Annotated in this window: 18 protein-coding genes; 3 read left to right on the top strand and 15 right to left on the bottom strand. The window is 45.4% G+C overall.

What is annotated here, in order from left to right; genetic code table 11:
• Positions 1 to 29: 29 nt before the first annotated feature.
• The 7 genes from phoU to GQ671_RS02555 all read right to left on the bottom strand — a co-directional run bounded on the left by phoU (position 30) and on the right by GQ671_RS02555 (position 7,465).
• The gene (gene phoU / locus GQ671_RS02585; protein ID WP_160652251.1) at positions 30 to 683 is read right to left on the bottom strand and encodes a phosphate signaling complex protein PhoU; all 654 of its coding nucleotides are present in this window, start codon (positions 681 to 683) and stop codon (positions 30 to 32) included.
• Between the two features lies 1 nt (position 684).
• The gene (pstB, locus tag GQ671_RS02580) at positions 685 to 1,461 is read right to left on the bottom strand and encodes a phosphate ABC transporter ATP-binding protein PstB (protein ID WP_246153166.1); all 777 of its coding nucleotides are present in this window, start codon (positions 1,459 to 1,461) and stop codon (positions 685 to 687) included.
• A 93-nt stretch (positions 1,462 to 1,554) separates the two neighbouring features.
• Positions 1,555 to 2,433, bottom strand: coding sequence for a phosphate ABC transporter permease PstA (gene pstA / locus GQ671_RS02575; protein ID WP_160652245.1), 879 nt, complete (start codon positions 2,431 to 2,433; stop codon positions 1,555 to 1,557).
• Positions 2,434 to 3,360, bottom strand: coding sequence for a phosphate ABC transporter permease subunit PstC (gene pstC / locus GQ671_RS02570; RefSeq protein ID WP_160652243.1), 927 nt, complete (start codon positions 3,358 to 3,360; stop codon positions 2,434 to 2,436). It lies immediately after the preceding gene.
• Positions 3,361 to 3,422: 62 nt separating this feature from the next.
• A complete protein-coding gene (locus GQ671_RS02565) occupies positions 3,423 to 4,403 on the bottom strand; it encodes a phosphate ABC transporter substrate-binding protein PstS family protein (RefSeq protein WP_160652240.1) in 981 nt (326 codons plus the stop codon).
• 155 nt (positions 4,404 to 4,558) lie between these two features.
• Positions 4,559 to 6,754, bottom strand: coding sequence for a peptidoglycan D,D-transpeptidase FtsI family protein (locus tag GQ671_RS02560; protein ID WP_407690711.1), 2,196 nt, complete (start codon positions 6,752 to 6,754; stop codon positions 4,559 to 4,561).
• A gap of 108 nt (positions 6,755 to 6,862) precedes the next feature.
• Positions 6,863 to 7,465, bottom strand: a complete 603-nt coding sequence (locus GQ671_RS02555) for a superoxide dismutase (RefSeq protein ID WP_160652237.1) — start codon at positions 7,463 to 7,465, stop codon at positions 6,863 to 6,865.
• Positions 7,466 to 7,620: 155 nt separating this feature from the next.
• Here GQ671_RS02555 and GQ671_RS02550 point away from each other — a divergent pair, with 155 nt between their 5' ends.
• Positions 7,621 to 8,355 carry a DUF1189 family protein gene (locus GQ671_RS02550; RefSeq protein ID WP_246153100.1) on the top strand — a complete coding sequence of 245 codons (735 nt, stop codon included), beginning with the start codon at positions 7,621 to 7,623 and terminating at the stop codon, positions 8,353 to 8,355.
• A 92-nt stretch (positions 8,356 to 8,447) separates the two neighbouring features.
• On the top strand, positions 8,448 to 9,566 hold the full coding sequence (ispG, locus tag GQ671_RS02545; RefSeq protein WP_160652233.1) for a flavodoxin-dependent (E)-4-hydroxy-3-methylbut-2-enyl-diphosphate synthase: 1,119 nt from the start codon (positions 8,448 to 8,450) through the stop codon (positions 9,564 to 9,566).
• A 47-nt stretch (positions 9,567 to 9,613) separates the two neighbouring features.
• Here the strand turns inward: ispG and GQ671_RS02540 are convergent, their stop codons facing one another.
• The 8 genes from GQ671_RS02540 to GQ671_RS02505 all read right to left on the bottom strand — a co-directional run bounded on the left by GQ671_RS02540 (position 9,614) and on the right by GQ671_RS02505 (position 15,981).
• The gene (locus GQ671_RS02540; protein ID WP_160652230.1) at positions 9,614 to 10,267 is read right to left on the bottom strand and encodes a hypothetical protein; all 654 of its coding nucleotides are present in this window, start codon (positions 10,265 to 10,267) and stop codon (positions 9,614 to 9,616) included.
• Positions 10,260 to 11,132 carry an ABC transporter ATP-binding protein gene (locus GQ671_RS02535; RefSeq protein WP_160652227.1) on the bottom strand — a complete coding sequence of 291 codons (873 nt, stop codon included), beginning with the start codon at positions 11,130 to 11,132 and terminating at the stop codon, positions 10,260 to 10,262. The genes GQ671_RS02540 and GQ671_RS02535 overlap by 8 nt, the downstream gene beginning before the upstream one ends.
• On the bottom strand, positions 11,129 to 11,506 hold the full coding sequence (locus GQ671_RS02530) for a GntR family transcriptional regulator (RefSeq protein WP_160652224.1): 378 nt from the start codon (positions 11,504 to 11,506) through the stop codon (positions 11,129 to 11,131). The genes GQ671_RS02535 and GQ671_RS02530 overlap by 4 nt, the downstream gene beginning before the upstream one ends.
• An 81-nt stretch (positions 11,507 to 11,587) precedes the next feature.
• On the bottom strand, positions 11,588 to 12,001 hold the full coding sequence (locus GQ671_RS02525) for a Fur family transcriptional regulator (protein WP_281354831.1): 414 nt from the start codon (positions 11,999 to 12,001) through the stop codon (positions 11,588 to 11,590).
• Positions 11,988 to 12,839, bottom strand: coding sequence for a metal ABC transporter permease (locus GQ671_RS02520; RefSeq protein ID WP_160652218.1), 852 nt, complete (start codon positions 12,837 to 12,839; stop codon positions 11,988 to 11,990). The genes GQ671_RS02525 and GQ671_RS02520 overlap by 14 nt, the downstream gene beginning before the upstream one ends.
• Entirely contained in the window at positions 12,820 to 13,617 is a 798-nt protein-coding gene (locus tag GQ671_RS02515) for a metal ABC transporter ATP-binding protein (RefSeq protein ID WP_160652215.1), read from the bottom strand. Before GQ671_RS02515 ends, GQ671_RS02520 begins: the two co-directional genes overlap by 20 nt.
• 117 nt (positions 13,618 to 13,734) lie before the next feature.
• A complete protein-coding gene (locus GQ671_RS02510; RefSeq protein WP_160652213.1) occupies positions 13,735 to 14,646 on the bottom strand; it encodes a deoxyribonuclease IV in 912 nt (303 codons plus the stop codon).
• Between the two features lie 21 nt (positions 14,647 to 14,667).
• Complete coding sequence (locus tag GQ671_RS02505) at positions 14,668 to 15,981, bottom strand: DEAD/DEAH box helicase (protein ID WP_160652210.1); 1,314 nt, start codon at positions 15,979 to 15,981, stop codon at positions 14,668 to 14,670.
• 141 nt (positions 15,982 to 16,122) lie between these two features.
• On the opposite strand from GQ671_RS02505, the gene GQ671_RS02500 reads away from it, so the two are divergent.
• Positions 16,123 to 17,085, top strand: a complete 963-nt coding sequence (locus GQ671_RS02500; RefSeq protein WP_160652207.1) for a 4-hydroxy-3-methylbut-2-enyl diphosphate reductase — start codon at positions 16,123 to 16,125, stop codon at positions 17,083 to 17,085.
• The last annotated feature ends 33 nt before the right edge of the window (positions 17,086 to 17,118 follow it).

Genomic DNA, 17,118 nt, shown 5'->3' with positions numbered 1-17,118 from the left:
AATAAAAATAGGCCTTGGGCATCCAAGGCCTATTCTGAAATGCTTCTGCTTTCATGCTTGTCACCGGTCAGTACGTAATAGACGTGTTCTGCAATATTCTTGATGTGGTCGCCGATGCGCTCCAGATACTTGGCGCATAGCTGGCTCTGACCGGTGACGAAAGCATCAGTCTCGTCAAAGATATCCGATGTTGTAATCTGGACGAATAGTCCATCGATGTCCTGATCCCGAACAATGATTTCCCTGCATAGTTCAAGATCTTGATTATCGTATGCAGTCTTTACATCCTCAAGCATCAGCATTGCCAGGTGCTCCATCGTGGACAGGCGCAACAGCAGTTTTTCATTGGTGATGCGCACCCGCTTTCTGACTTCGCCAAGGTTGCTGATGTTATCACTGATTCTCTCAAGATCGTCTGCCACTTTGATGCTTGAAATGATCAGGCGAAGATCCGTTGCTACAGGCTGCTGAGTAGTTATGAGATTGACTGCCTGTGTGTTTATTTCCTCTTCCAGTCTGTTGATTCTCCTATCATCACTGACCAGCAGCCTTGCATCTGCAGTATGATCACTTGAAAGTATGGAAGTGCAGCCATTCAGACGTTCATAGCATTCCTTGCCGAGTGTCAGCACATTCTCATATAAGCGTGCCATTTCATCCGAGAATTTTTCGCGATAGACCATATTATCCGAATCTTCCGGATACATAGTCTTCAGTCCGCTGGTCCTTCGGCTTGTCGAATATGACGTTTGTCTTATCGTATTCAACAACATATCCTTGATAGAAGAAAGCAGTTCTATCGGAGATACGTGCAGCCTGCTGCATATTGTGGGTGACAATGATGATGCTGTAATCTTTTTTCAATTCATGCATGAGGTCCTCCACTTTGGTTGTGGAGATCGGGTCAAGCGCACTGGTCGGCTCATCCATCAGGATGACATCAGGCTCTATTGCCAGGGCACGGGCGATACAGATCCTCTGCTGCTGTCCACCAGATAGGCCATATGCATTATCATTCAATCTATCTTTCACTTCCTCCCAGATGGCTGCGCCTTTAAGACTTTTCTCGACTACCTGGTCAAGTACTTTTTTGTTGCGAATGCCATGTACGCGTGCACCATATGCAACATTATCATAGATTGATTTCGGGAATGGGTTCGGTTTCTGAAATACCATGCCGACTTTTGTACGAAGGTTCTCAACAGTGGATGACTTGTCGAAGATGCTCTGATCCCTGTAGACGATATCCCCTTCTGTACGAACTATGGGAACCAGTTCCACCATCCGGTTCAGGGATTTGATGAATGTGGATTTACCACAGCCTGAGGGACCGATGATTGCAGAAATTTCATTTTCGTTGAAGTCCAGATTAATATCCTGAAGTGCATGGTTGTTGCCATACCAGAGGTTGAAATCTTTTGCCTGGAATATTGCATTACTGGTCTGTTTGATTGAATTCATTTCCTGTGTACGGCTATCGACCGCTGTATCGTAGACTGTATTCATATCTGTTTCCTCTTTCACTTTTGCCAAAGTCATATTTAAACCTCCAAATTAAAAACGTTTCGAATATTTATTTCTTATATATATAGCGACGGAGTTCATCAGGAATAGGATGAACAACAGTACAAGAATCGCGGCTGCTGTAATACTCTGGAATTCCGGATTCGGCAGTTTGACCCAGGAGAATATCTGCATAGGCAGCGCTGAGAAGGTATCCAATACACCTGTTGGTGTGAACAGGAGAATCGTTGGTATTCCGATGATGACCAGTGGTGCTGTTTCGCCGATTGCACGGGAGAGTGCAAGAATGATGCCTGTAATGATGCCAGGTATTGAAGCCGGTAGAATGATGCGGGTGATGGTCTGCCATTTTGTCGCCCCCATACCGATTGATGCTTCGCGGATGGAGCCAGGCACTGAACGGATTGCCTCCTGTGATGCCACTACAATTACGGGCAGAATCATGAGTGACATGGTAAGGGCTGCTGCCAGAACCGAGTTGCCGAGGCCGGCCATTCTGACAAACAGTGTCAGACCAAGAAGTCCGAAGACGACAGAAGGCACACCGGCGAGATTTGAAATATTGATTTTTACAAAATCGACCAGTTTATTCTTGGGTGCATACTCTTCAAGATAGAGAGCCGTACCTACTGAAAGTATGATTGCGATCGGTGCAGTTGTCGCCATCAACCAGAGCGTACCGATGATTGCGCCTCTTATTCCTGCATTATCCGGTCGGCTTGAACTGAAGTTGGTGAAAAAATCGACTGTAAGATATCTCCACCCGTCGAGGATGGTGTCAATCAGCAAAGTGGCGAGTACGACCAGGCCTACAAGGGTACATAGGAGGAAGATGAACTTCATTACCTTATTGACCATCAGTCTTCCACTCAGTTTTTTCGAGACCTGTTCTTTATTGATCAGTTCCATCTAGTATTCCTCCCTGAATTTCCGTGAGAACCATTGCGCAATAATATTCATCAATAGTGTAAATACAAAAAGTGTCATGCCGACAGCGTAGAGACTGAAATAAGTATCTGTACCGTATGTTGCATCACCTGATGCAACTTGTACGATGAACCCAGTCATTGTCTGAAGTGATTCCATAAGATTGAGGCTGCCGTTCGGTGTGCTGCCTGCAGCGATGGAAACAATCATTGTTTCACCGATTGCACGGGATACAGCAAGGACGATCGAGGCCATTATTCCTGAGACGGCAGCAGGCAGGACTACTTTGAGTACCATTTCAAGTCGTGTGGATCCAAGACCGAGCGCCCCTTCCCTCATTGAGTTCGGAACCGCACTCATGGCATCCTCACTCAAGCTTGCAATCATTGGAATGATCATGACGCCAACGACAAGACCAGGACTGATGGCATTGAACAGATTGACTTCAGGCCATATTCCTCTAATCAATGGTGTGACGAATGTCAACGCAAAGAATCCGTAGACGACAGTCGGAATTCCTGCAAGTATTTCAAGAACTGGTTTAACCAGCCTTCTGATGCGGTCGCTTGCGTATTCACTGAGGTATATGGCTGCCCCCAGTCCGACAGGGACTGCGAAAACGATTGCGATGGCAGTAATTTTCAAAGTTCCCATGATTAAAGCAAAAATCCCCCATTGCGGATCAGAACTGAAAGCTGACCACTCTGTGGAAGTTAAAAATTCTATAGGTGAGACTCTAGTGAAGAACATGACTGTTTCTGTCAGCAGAGTAACCAGAATGCCTATTGTAGTCAGGACGGATACAAGTGTAATGATGAGCAGTATTATAGGTACTGCTTTCTCTATGGCTGCATTTCCACTTTTTCCTTTTTTCTTGTCGATCATTTCCCGGATATTGTACTCGCTCATATTAGCCCTCGTTTCATAATACTTTAAAATGGACGGGGCTCAGCCCGTCCATATGTTTCTACTTATTGAAATTCAGAAAGTTTGTCGACTTGTTCCTGCATTTCTTCTTCGGTAAGTGCTACATAACCAGCTTCTTCAGCTGCAGATGAGGCATTATCGATTGTGAATTCCATGAACTGCATGAATGACTCATTGCTTTCAAGAGATTCATTCTTGGCATAGACAAACAGTGGACGTGCCAGTGGATAGTCGTAGCTCATTACTGTTTCTTCAGTCACTTCAACTGGCTCATCATTATCCGGACCTTGAACAGGTACACCTTTCAGGTTGTCTTCGTTCACCATGTAGAAGTTGTAGCCGAAGAATCCGATTGAGTTTACATCACTTGTAACCGACTGGGAGATAACATTTGTATCCTGGTTCAGTTCAGCTGTGATATCGCCATCTTCCATAACCGCTTCTTTGAAGAAGTCATGAGTTCCGTGGGACTGATCTGGAGCATATGCTGTGATCTCCTCATCCGGGAAGTCAGCGCGAACGTCGCTCCAAGTTGTTGCTTCGCCACTGTAGATTGTTTGAAGCTCTTCAAATGTCAGGTAGTCAACAAAGTCATTTTCAGTGTTGACTGCAACAGTCAGACCGTCATTTGCAACTTTGAATTCTGTGTATTCGATGCCTGCATCTTCAAGCGCAGTGATTTCTTCTTCTTTGATTTCGCGGGAAGCATTCTGGAAATCTGTTTCACCAGCTACAAATTTTTCAAAACCGCCACCTGTACCGGATACACCGATGGAAACCTGTACGTCCGGGTTCTCAGCGTTGAAGTCTTCATTTATCAATTCGAGGATTGGTGCGACTGTGGATGAACCATCACCAGAGACGCTGCCGGATGCAGAAGCTTCCTCGTCGGAGCTTGTTTCGGAACCTTCTGTATTAGCCTCTGTACTTTCGTCTGTTGGATCTTCAGCGGAACCACCGCCGCAAGCTGCAAGAATAAACATCAAGCTCATAAGCAGTGCAGCCATAAACATACTCTTTTTCATTACCCGAATTCCTCCAATAATTAAGTGTTGTATTTGTTACATGCTCTACTTTATCGAATGAATGTAAATTTGGAATGAACGGTTTGTAAAGATTAAGTAAATGTAGTTTAAAAAAGGCCCGGAATTGAAGATTCACTTCAATTCCGGGCCTTACTTTAATAGCTGCCATACGCCAGTCTTGTATAGAAGGCATCCGTATCATACTGGTAAGGTTCGACAGGCGGCTGCTCATGATAGATTTCATAGTATTTGTCTACAACGTCCCTGCCAAGATACTGGGCCGGGAAGAACGGCACCGTATAGGGCATATGCGGGAAGATGATTGAAAATGCCATTTCCGGATTATCATATGGTGCATAGCCGGTATAGGTCTGGTTCAGTACATCGTCCCCATTGTAACTTGCCTCTGCAGTACCGGTTTTCCCGGCAGCTTTCGGTTCAAGTTCATGGTAGGCGTCCCACCCGGTACCGTAGCGATCCGTAGATGTGTCATGGGTGTTGAAAACATCATAGAAGCCTGCATGGATCTGGGACAGTTCGGCAGGTGAGAACCTGACTGTGTTGAGCACCTGGCCATTGAAGGACTGCAGCACAGCACCTTCTTCATTGGCATCTCCCGCGCGCACTTCCTTTGCCATATGAAGGCCTACACGGTTGCCGCCATTGGCGATGGTGGCAACATACTGCGACAGCTGCAGCGCAGAATACGTATCATACTGTCCGATCGACAAGTTCAGGTAGCTGCCTGGGTTGTTGGAAAGATCGGGGCTGAGGCCGACTGCTTCATTCGGCAGATCGATTCCGGTGGATACGCCGAGACCAAACTGGTTGAGTCCATTTCTGAGCGTATTTGCTGCGTCCCCTATATCGGTCGGCAGCGACATGCCATCATAGTATTCAAGACCTGCAAGTCGTAGAGCGGTTTTCATCATATATACGTTCGATGAAACCATCAGTGCTTCCTGGTCATCAATCGCCACCTGTCCGGATCTATTGAAGAATGAACTGATCGACTGGGTGCCGCCTGCAAAATTCAATGGTTCATCAATCAGTGTCTCACCCGGTTCAATGACATCATTCTGATACCCTGTGGCGACGGTTGCACCCTTTACGGATGAGCCTACAGCATAGGTCGAAGTCAGTGCACCGTAATGGTAGTCGACAATATCGCCTTCCTCATCCAGCTGCTTTCCGACCATGGCAAGTACATCCCCATTGTTCGGATCCTGCACGACAAGTACAACCGTATCCAGGTATTCAGGAATGATGGTATAGTCGATTTCTCCGGTTCTGCTGTTTCTCTCCTGGACCTCTTCTGCCATGTTCCGCAATGAGGTGAGGTGGTGTTCGGCAAGTGTCTCAAGTTCGAGCTGCAGATTGATATCAAGCGTCAAGTACAGATTGTCGCCAGGCTCCCCTGGGGTTGCAACCTCACGATTGATGATCTCGCCTGATTTGTCGGTTGTAAACTTGACCTGTTCTTTTTTGCCACGCAATATATTCTCGTACTGGTATTCGAGATAGGTCTTGCCTACCCTGTCGTTACGGGAGTATCCCCGGGCCATATAGTGATCAAGCAGTTCTCTTGGCAGCCCCTCTTCGGAGGAGGATACTTCCCCGAGAACGGTACGGAGCGTATCACCATAGGGGTAGTCCCGTTCCCAATCCATGCCTGTTGATATTCCTTCCAATGAATCAAGCGACTCATTGATCTCTGCGAACTCCTCTTCGGTCACATCATCGCTTTTTACAACGACCGGATTCAGTTCACGTGCATTGACCATTTCGACATAGATTGCGATAGTGTTCAGGTCTTCATCAGTAAGGATGCTTGAAATCTGATCTTCAGTAATACGCTGGTAAAGCTCCTGATTGAACTGCTCCTGTGAGATGTTGCCATTATCAAGCAGCGTCTGCTCATCTGACATCAGTTCCCCCACTTCGTCCGGATACATTCTGATCAGATAGTCCTGCTTATCCCTAAGTGACAGGTTCTCTGATTCCATATCAAGATATGTACTGAGTTCAGCAGCCACATCGACAATTTCACTGGATGCCATATTTCTATGCCGTGTAAAATAAATCGCCTTCTTGGAGGCGTTGCCGACCAGCAGGTTGCCATTCCTATCATAGATTTCGCCCCTTGGCACACTCTGGTTGATTTCCACGTACTGCTCATTGGCAATTTCCTCCTGATATTCATCACCTTTTACAATCTGGAGGTAGCCGAGACGGAAGATGAGAATCAGGCAAAGCAGAAATACAATCAGCATGATGATGTTGATTCTTGATTTCATGACCTGTCTGTTTATCGCCTCAAGACTTTTGGTTTTTGCACGTTTCAATTCCACTCATTCCTTCTTCCACTTAAAATATGTATCGCTATTCTACCACATAATCATGATGGAGATTGAAAACAAATAAAAAAAGAGCGGGAATTCCCGCTCTTGAATTAGTCATTATTTTGCATTGCTGTAGAGTTCGTTTACTTTATCCCAATTGACGACATTCCAGAATGCCTTCAGATATTCAGGACGCTTGTTCTGATACTTCAGATAGTATGCGTGTTCCCATACGTCTACGCCAAGAACTGGTGTCTTGCCATCTGTAACAGGATTGTCCTGGTTGGGAGTGGAGACAATTTCAAGCTCTCCATTGTTTACAACGAGCCAAGCCCAGCCTGAACCGAAACGTGCCGCGCCTGCAGCTTCAAATTCCTCTTTGAACTTGTCGAAAGAACCGAATTTGGATTCGATTGCGTCCTTGATATCACCGGAAACTTCTTTGGATTCCGGAGAAAGCAGTTGCCAGAACATGGAGTGGTTCAAGTGTCCGCCGCCATTATTTCTTACTGCTGTCTTCTTGTCTTCAGGGACAGAATCCAGATTCTTGATGATTTCTTCGATGGATTTGTTTTCAAGATCCGTACCTTTTACTGCATCATTCAGCTTTGTTACATAAGTGTTGTGGTGCTTTGTGTGGTGAATTTCCATAGTTTCTTTGTCAATGTTAGGTTCCAATGCATCGTATGCATAAGGTAGTTCTGGTAGTTCAAAAGCCATAGTTAATTCCCCTCCATAGTTAATTGTTTACATACCAAATATATCAATTCGATGTTAAAATAACAAATGTATTGCCTGTCCCCATCGGTTTTTTCAGACCATGGTATGAATTTGAAGACGGCAGGAGACACTCAAGCATCAGAAAGAAGCGTGAAATGATGAAATATTTTACTTTCTACAAAAGGTTTTTGACCTTCAATAAATATCCTCTATTCCGAACTGCCAATTTCAAGCATATGCTCATCAATATCCTGCTCATCTCACTGCTGATCGCCCTGCCGAATATTGTTTCCTTGTTCCAGAGTGTCAGCGCCACAACAAGCCTGGCAAACATCGAATCCGAGATGCCCGAGTTCACCATCGTGGATGGCCAGTATGTCGGGGAATCGAAAACCGTTCAGATTCACGGCAACAGCATCCTTTTCAGTGAGAATAGATCTACTGCGGATATTACCGGTGCTGACCAGGATATTCTTGTCGGTTTTCTGAAGGATGGGATTTATATACGTGATGTCCAGGGCGGTGGTTTTGACTATTCTTATATCAGCCAGGTCAGGACAGGCGAGGATCTTGAAACATTCATCAAACAGCAGACTTCAAGCCTCTATTTCTATGTCACTGTGTATATCGTCTTCTATACAGCAGTGATCATGTTCTTTGCTGTCATACTCCTGTCCATCGGTGCTTATGTCATGAATCTCATTTCAACCGGATTGAAGAAAAAGTCACGGTTCATGAACTGGTTCAAATTTTCAACATTTGCCACTGTCCTCGCTCTGATACCGATTATCGGCATCCAGCTGGCTGCAGGATCGGCGCTTTGGTGGCTCTATCTGGCCACACTCCCTTTCTACTTCCATTATTATAGGAAGCTTCCCGCAATGAAATAGAGATCCGGGAAGGCACAACATTTACATTTTTATTTCATATCTAGTATAATAGCTATTGATTTAGAGAATCATATAATATGAGGAGTTTGGTTATGTCTCAAATTACACACCGTACTAATACAAGACCGGTCACGGTCGGCGATGTCACCATCGGCGGCGCTGATCAAATCATCATCCAGAGCATGACGACGACGAAAACTCATGATGTCGAAGCGACAGTAAAAGAAATTCATCGTCTGGAAGAAGCAGGATGTCAGATTGTACGTGTTGCATGCCCTAAAGAAGAAGATGCACTGGCTATTCCAGAAATAAAAAAACAGATCAACATCCCACTTGTTGTAGATATCCATTTCGATTATAAACTTGCACTGCTTGCGGTTGAAGGCGGTGCGGATAAGATCCGTATCAATCCGGGTAATATCGGCAAACGTGAGAAAGTCGAAGCAGTCGTTGAAGCCTGTAAAGCCAAAGGCATACCGATCCGTATCGGGGTCAATGCTGGAAGTCTTGAAAGGCATATCATCAAGAAGTATGGCTATCCGACAGCCGATGGCATGGTCGAGAGTGCCCTGCACCACATCAAGATACTTGAAGACCTCGACTTTCACGATATCATCGTGTCGATGAAGGCATCGGACGTCAACCTTGCAATCGAAGCATACGAAAAAGCAGCAAAAGCATTCGACTACCCACTTCACCTGGGTATTACGGAAAGCGGTACGCTGTTTGCCGGTACTGTGAAAAGCGCTGCCGGACTCGGTGCAATCATTTCCAAAGGCATCGGGAACACGATGCGGATCTCGCTCTCTGCCGATCCGGTCGAAGAAGTCAAAGTGGCAAAAGAACTGCTGAAAAGCTATGGTCTGGCAAGTAACGCTGCGACACTGATTGCATGTCCGACTTGCGGCCGCATCGAAATCGACCTCATTTCAATCGCCAATGAGGTCGAAGAATACATTTCCACCATCAAGGCGCCACTTAAAGTTGCTGTACTCGGGTGTGCGGTCAACGGACCCGGTGAAGCACGCGAAGCAGACATCGGCATCGCCGGTGCCCGTGGCGAAGGCCTCCTCTTCATGCATGGCAAGACGGTGAGAAAAGTACCGGAAGATATCATGGTCGAGGAACTGAAGAAGGAAATCGATATACTTGCAGAAGAGCACTACGAAAAAGAACGCAAGGCGAAAGAAGAAGCAGAAGCTGCAAAATAGATAGAAGCTTTGAGAAGTCCTCCAAACTCTGGTTTGGAGGACTTCTTTTATATCATGTCGTATTTGGTTATATTCCTGAGGTTGATAAAGTACGTCAGGATGAACATGATCACACCGATGATCAAAGTATATATTGGAAGATGGTAAAGATAGAAGTCGAATCCTGGCAAAGCACGGTCCATTTCGTTAACGTTTCTCAATGGTAGGAAATGAAACAGAAATGTAGTCACTACGGGTATGCCATAGAGAAAATAGCCTGTGAAGACATAACGCATCCAGTACTTCGCAAAGCCAAGATAGTATAGACTCATAACAGTTAGACAGACCCCGATGATCATCATAAATCCATAAACATAGTACATTTCCTTATTCGTGGCGAGATAGCTCGCGATGATCAGGGAAGTCAGAATCAGCATCATGATGTAGTAGACATACTCCCCTTTCAGTATCCCCTTCTTGGTGTTTGGCAGTGCATAGTAGAAATAATGATTGTTATTTTTTCTCAGCAGGTCATGGATGCTCAAGTACGATGATGTCGTAAATATGATTGCAATCATATTAAGCGAGTTGCTGAATTGAAGTATAATCGGCTGGGTGTCGGATGGCAGCAGAGCTGTAATGACATTTATAATGATAGTAGCAATACCGATGTACCATATCCATTTCGAATGGAACAGATTCAGAACAAGCTGCTTATACATTGTCAAATCCCCTCTTCTCCTTTTTGATGTAGTACATGATTTCATCTATTGTCAAACTCTCAATAATAACCTTGTTGCCATACAGCTCTTTGAACGCTTCGTATTCTTTCGACATCCCTTCAAAACCAAGCGCGTTGCTGGTGGCACCGATAAGCAGTGACTTGGTCTCATCATCGAGAAGCGCTTTGCTGCCCTTCACTTTCCTGTATGTTTCAAAAAGTGTTTCCTTCTCCATTTCAAATATGATCTTTCCATCGTCTATCATGATGATATAATCCGCAATTTTATCCAGGTCCGATGTGATGTGAGTACTGAAAAGAATCGTAATTTCCTCATCGATCATCAATTCCTGAAGTATTTCAAGCAGTTCCATGCGGAAGGTCGGATCGAGGTTAGACGTCGGTTCATCAAGAATCAGAAGTTCTGCCTTGTGGCTCAATGCAATGGCAATCGATAGTTTGACTTTTTCTCCTGTGGACAGGTACTTTATCCTGCGATCCATATTGACGTTGAATGTTTTCAAGTATGAGAAAAACGTCTCTTTATCCCACTGGTCATAGAAAGTACGCAGAAGCTTGCTCAGTCTTACCGGGGTTACGTTCTGTGGCAGCCGATCTTCAGCAAACACCAGACCGATGCTGTTCAGGAGTGCCGTTCTTTCTGCTTCCAGATCTTTATCCAGAATATTGATCCGACCTGCATCCTGTTTCTTGAGTCCCAGCATATGATTGATCACTGTGGATTTGCCGGCGCCATTTTCTCCGATCAGACCGGTGATGTAGCCCTTCCTTATATTCATATCGATACTTTCCAGTTTGAATCCACCCATATTCTTATCCAGTCCTGTAACAGTGATCGCATTCATATATGCTCATCCTCCATGACTTTCATCATTTCCGCCAATTCTTCAACGGATAGGTCGACTTGTTTTGATGTCTTCAGCAGATCTTCAATCTTCTTTTCAATTTCGACAAGAATCTGTTCTCTTCTATTCTCGGCATTCTGTTCACTGACGAATGTGCCCTTGCCGACAACGGAATACACATAACCGGAGGCCTCGAGATCCTGGTAGGCGCGCTTGGTGGTTATGATGCTGATGCTCAGTTCCTTGGCGAGTGAGCGCATCGACAATAATGGGTCTCCGGGTCTCAGTTCTCCATTCATGATGAGTCTGATGATTTCCCTTTTAAGCTGTTCATAGATAGGAATGTCACTCTGATTCGAGATTCGGATATTCATGAAATCATCTCCGTTTATATTGTATATATTTAATATATACAATATGTACAGTGGTGTCAATAAAAAAAGGCTAGAACTTGATCAAGTTCTAGCCTTTTTACATTCGCCACATAAACCGTATAGCTCAACCTTATGATTTTTAATTTCGACATCATCCAGTTCATCTTCCCATTTCTGTACCGGACAGTAGTGGATGACACGGGTCACACCGCATTCATCGCATATGAAATGGTGGTGATGATGTGTTGTACACGAGATTTTATAATGCATCTCCCCTGAAAGTGTTGTCTGCTCAAGCACATCTATGTCTTTCAGAGTATATAGGTTGCGATAGATCGTGTCATAGCTGATGTCCGGATACTCTTCCTTCAGCAGCTCCTGGACATCCTTGGCACTCAGATACCTGTTTTCGTCGAGAAACAGCTCGATCATACGCATTCTTTTCTGAGTAATCTTGAGGCTATTTTCTTTCAGTTTATCTTTATATTGATTCAGTTGGTTCGCCACGTCTTTTCACTCCGATCCGGTCAAGAATAATGGTTACGGCAAGTAGAGCCAGAGAGATAAGTACAATTGTACCCCCTGGTGATACATCAAGATGGAAACTCAGGAAAAGTCCGATGATGACTGACAGTTCACCGAATATGACACTCATGATCATCAGCTGTTTGAAACTTGAAGTTACACGCATTGCAGCAGCTACCGGTAATGTCATCAAAGCACTGACAAGCAGTATGCCGACAATCCTCATTGACGCACTGATGACAAGCGCAACAACAATGATGAACAGGAAGTGGATCCATTTGCTGATATTCATCACATTCGCATATTCTTCATCAAAAGAAACGAGGAACATCTCTTTATATAGTAGATATATGAAGATAAGGACAACAACGCCGATAACTGAAATTAAAATAAGATCAAAGGAATTGACGGCACTGATACTGCCGAATAGATATCCGAACAGATCCTGGTTGAACCCATCAGCGAGGGAGAGAAACAGCACACTGAGCGCGACGCCGAAGCTCATGATGATCGGTATGGCAAGTTCCTGGTAGTGCTTGTACACACCACGCAGACGTTCGATACCAAGTGCACCGAATACTGAAAATATGATACCTGTAATCAGCGGATTGATCGTCATTCCGACCAGCGATGACAGATAGACGCCAAAGGTGATGCCCCCGAGCGTCACATGGCTCAGTGCATCAGCAATGAGTGACAGTCTTCTGATGACGATGAACGTGCCGATCAGAGGTGCAATGAGTCCTGCAATCAGACCACTGATGAAAGAGTAGCGTATAAAATCATAATCAATAAGCGCCTGTATCACTTGTAGTGCTCCTTTCGTGGTCATGACTGACAAGCTGTAGCGGGAAGCCGTATATTTTCGACAGTTCGGCTTCGCCAAGGTTCTTGAATTCATTATTGGTACCATGGAAGTGAAGGCTCTCATTCAGACATGCCACTTCATCTGCATGATCGACGACGACGCCGATATCGTGGGTGACGAGCAGAATCGTGACCGACTGCGATTTAAGCTTGAAAAGCACGTCATAGAATTCTTTGACGTGCTTTGCATCGATGCCGACAGTCGGCTCATCCAGCACCAGAATGGAAGGATTATTGATCAGTGCCCTGGCGATGAAGACACGCTGTGTCTGTCCACCGGACAACAGGGAGATGTTCTTGTTCTGCAGATGGCTGATGTTCAGAAGCTCGAGGACTTCCTTGAGTTTCTGTCGATCCTTTCTGTTGAAACGCTTGAACAGCCCTTTTTCTTTTGTCAGCCCGCTGAGAACCACTTCTCCTACTGTCGCAGGAAATCCTTTACTGAAGCTGTTCGACTTCTGTGATACGTAGCCGACTTCCTGCCAGGACTGGTAATTGCGTATGCTTTTGCCGTTGATGTTGATCTCGCCTGTCTGCAGACGCAGAACACCAAGTATCAGTTTCAGCAATGTCGTCTTGCCTGAACCATTCGGTCCAACCAGAGCGACAAAGTCCCCCTTGTGGACCTGGAGGTTGATATTTTTCAGAGCCGGTGTGGTCTCGAGTTTATCTTTGTAAGTATAGGAGATATTTTTCAGTTCAAATATCGGATGTGCCATCACGTTGTCTCCTTTATTTTTAATCACTACAGTATTATAAAGGAATCGTTACGTTTTGTAAATAGGAATGATTACGAAATAAAACCAGGATGCCCATAAGGGCATCCTGGTCCTCTGCTATTGCTGTTCCTGTTCAATCATCATTGGATTGATTTCTTCTTTCAAGGAAGGATTGAACTGTCCACTTCTGATCATTTCAATCTCATGCTTGTATGGTGCAATTCTGCTTTTCTTGTCTGGACCGACAAAAGGTGTTTCAAGAATTTTCGGTACAGCTTCGAACTCGGGATGATTGACGATATAGGAAAGCGCGTCAAAACCGATATGACCGAAACCGATATTCTCGTGGCGGTCCTTATGGGCACCGACTTCATTTTTCGAGTCGTTGATATGCAGCACTTTGATACGGTCTTTACCGACGATCCGGTCAAATGATTCAAGCACACCATCGAAATCATTGACGATATCATATCCGGCATCATGAACGTGGCAAGTATCAAAACATACACTCAAGCGCTCATTATTTGTCACTCCACTGATGATTTCAGCAAGTTCTTCGAATGTCCGTCCGACTTCCGATCCTTTGCCTGCCATCGTTTCAAGGGCAATCTGGACATCATGGTCGTTCGTCAGGACTTCATTCAGACCTTCGATGATGGACTTTATTCCGCGATCGGCACCTGTACCCACGTGACTTCCCGGATGCAGTACAATCTGTTTGGCACCGAGGTGCTCGGTACGGACAATCTCTTCCTGCAGAAATTCAACACCGTGATCGAATACACCTTCGCGTTCGGAATTCGCAATATTGATGATATACGGTGCATGGACGACAATGTTTGACATACCATTGTCAGCCATATGCCGTTTGCCGGCTTCGATGTTCAAATCTTCCACTTTTTTCCTTCTTGTATTCTGGGGTGCACCTGTGTAGATCATGAACGTATTCGCCCCATAGCTCTGGGCGGATATGCTTGCCGCCTCCAGCATTTTTTTCCCACTCATGGAAACATGTGATCCTATCAGCATCTCATTCACCTTTCTATGTTGCTATCTTTTATTCTTTTTGCTCTTGGAATGCTTCAACCGTTCCTGCTTTTTCAGCGTATCAAGCTCGTACTTCATCTTACGTCGATAGCCGGGCTTGACTTTCTTCGGCTTTTTCACCCTGTGTGAGAGCTGGCTTTCGAGGTTGTCTTCCTGATGCTTTCTCTTTGCACGCTGTGTCCTTGACTTTATTTCAACAAGTTCACCTTTGCGAATATCCTCGTGTGCAAATTTATAGCCTTTGCTCTCGAGCGCATTGACCAGATATTCTTCATCTGGTGTATAGAGCGTAATTGCATTACCTTTGTATTCGCCCCTGCCCACACGGCCAACACGGTGTGTAAAGAACTCGATGTCCTTAGGGATGTCAAAATTGATGACGTGCGACGCACCGTCTATATCCAGACCTCTTGCAGCGAGATCGCTGGCCACGACCCAGACATATTCAAGATCACGGATTTTCCGGATCTCCTTCGTACGCTCTCTCGGTTTCAATCCACCGTGGAAGAGACCGACATTTACGCCGTTGCTGTTGAGATATTCGAACAGTTCATCTGCACGATCTTTGGAATTGGCGAATATCAGACCGATGTAGGGCGTGATATCTTTGGTCAGAGCGAGCACTTTGCCCGCTTTGTCATCTCCTTTTACAGGCACCAGGCTGTAATGGATTGACGCCTTATTCCTCGGCTGATCGATGATGATGATCTCAGTCTCTCCGATATACTTCCGGAGGAACACCCTCAAAGCTTCCGGAATGGTTGCAGAGAAGACGAGGAACTGGCAGGAGTCGCTGACAGTTGATGAAATGCTGTCGATCTGTTCAAGGAATCCGAGGTCGATCATAAGATCCGCCTCATCTATGACAAGACTTTCTACCGCGTGAAGATTCAGACCGCCCTTATCTCTCAAGTCCTTGATGCGTGTCGGCGTACCGATTACGATATGCGGAGACTTCCCGGCCTTCACTACATCCCGCTCGATGTCCGTTCCACCGATGAAGGCAGCTGCACTGATCTCCGGAAATGATTTCAGCAGTTCATTCGTCATCTGATAGAGCTGCTTCGCCAGTTCTCTTGTAGGTGCGAGGATGACTGACTGTGTATGGGATTTATCCGTATCGATTTCATGGACGATCGGCAGAAGGAATGAGTGGGATTTACCGCTGCCCGTCTCCGACTGCGCCACGACGTTTTCTCTTTTGGATACTTTTGGAATCACACGCTCCTGTACCAGGGTCGGGTGTGTAAAATTTATACGTTCGATTGCTTCCAGCATCTGATCGCTGAATTGGAATCTTTTAAAAGCACTACTCATGGTTTCACCTGATTTCTTTAATAAACTCAGGTTATATTATAACTGATATGAAGATGTTAAGCCACACATCATTCATACTGCGTGTTGATTTAAAAAAAGTGTGATATTGTTTATAATGGATATAAGGGAGGAATAGACTTCATGGATATTATTAAAATTAGCCCGCGTGGGTACTGTTATGGTGTTGTAGATGCAATGGTGATCGCCAGAAATGCCTCTATGGACAAGACACTGCCCCGGCCAATATATATACTCGGCATGATTGTGCATAATAAGCATGTCACAGATGCATTTGAAGAGGACGGCATCCGTACATTGGACGGCGCCAACAGGCTTGAAATTCTGGAAGGTATCGACGAAGGTACCGTCATCTTCACAGCGCACGGCGTGTCTCCACAAGTCAAAGAGAGAGCCAAGGAAAAGGGTCTGACTTGTATAGACGCGACATGTCCTGATGTTGAGGTGACCCATCAGCTCATACGCGAGAAGACAGATAAGGGATATGATGTCATCTATGTCGGCAAGAAGGGGCACCCTGAACCGGAAGGCGCCATCGGTGTATCGCCGGACCATGTCCACCTTGTGGAAACGATTGATGACGTGAAAGCACTGCCGGAAGAGCTGATTAATAAGAAGCTGATTGTAACCAATCAGACGACGATGAGCCAATGGGATGTCAGCCACCTCATGGACCAGCTGAAAGCCCAGTATCCGCATATCGAAGTGCATAAGGAAATCTGCCTGGCCACACAGGTCCGACAGGAAGCAGTGGCAGAGCAAGCGAAAGAAGCCGATCTGCTGATTGTAGTCGGTGACCCGAAAAGTAATAATTCCAACAGACTTGCTCAAGTTTCAAAGGAGATCGCCCACACCAATGCTCACCGGATCAGTTCGTTGAGTGAGCTGAAAAATGAATGGCTCGAAGGTATAGGTAGTGTCGCCGTTACAGCAGGTGCTTCCACGCCGACGCCGCTCGTCAAGGAAGTCATCGACTATATCAAGGACTATGATGAAAAGACGCCGAATGAACCTGTTTCAACGGTACCGAAGGATAAGATACTGCCGAAGATCAAAAAAGCAAAACCTGTTAAAATCATGGAATAGTAAGAAGGCCCTGGAAGTTATCGCTTCCAGGGC

Origin of the sequence: Salinicoccus hispanicus (assembly GCF_009831115.1) — a bacterium.
Lineage (GTDB): Bacteria > Bacillota > Bacilli > Staphylococcales > Salinicoccaceae > Salinicoccus > Salinicoccus hispanicus.
This window is presented reverse-complemented; position numbering and strand designations above follow the sequence as displayed.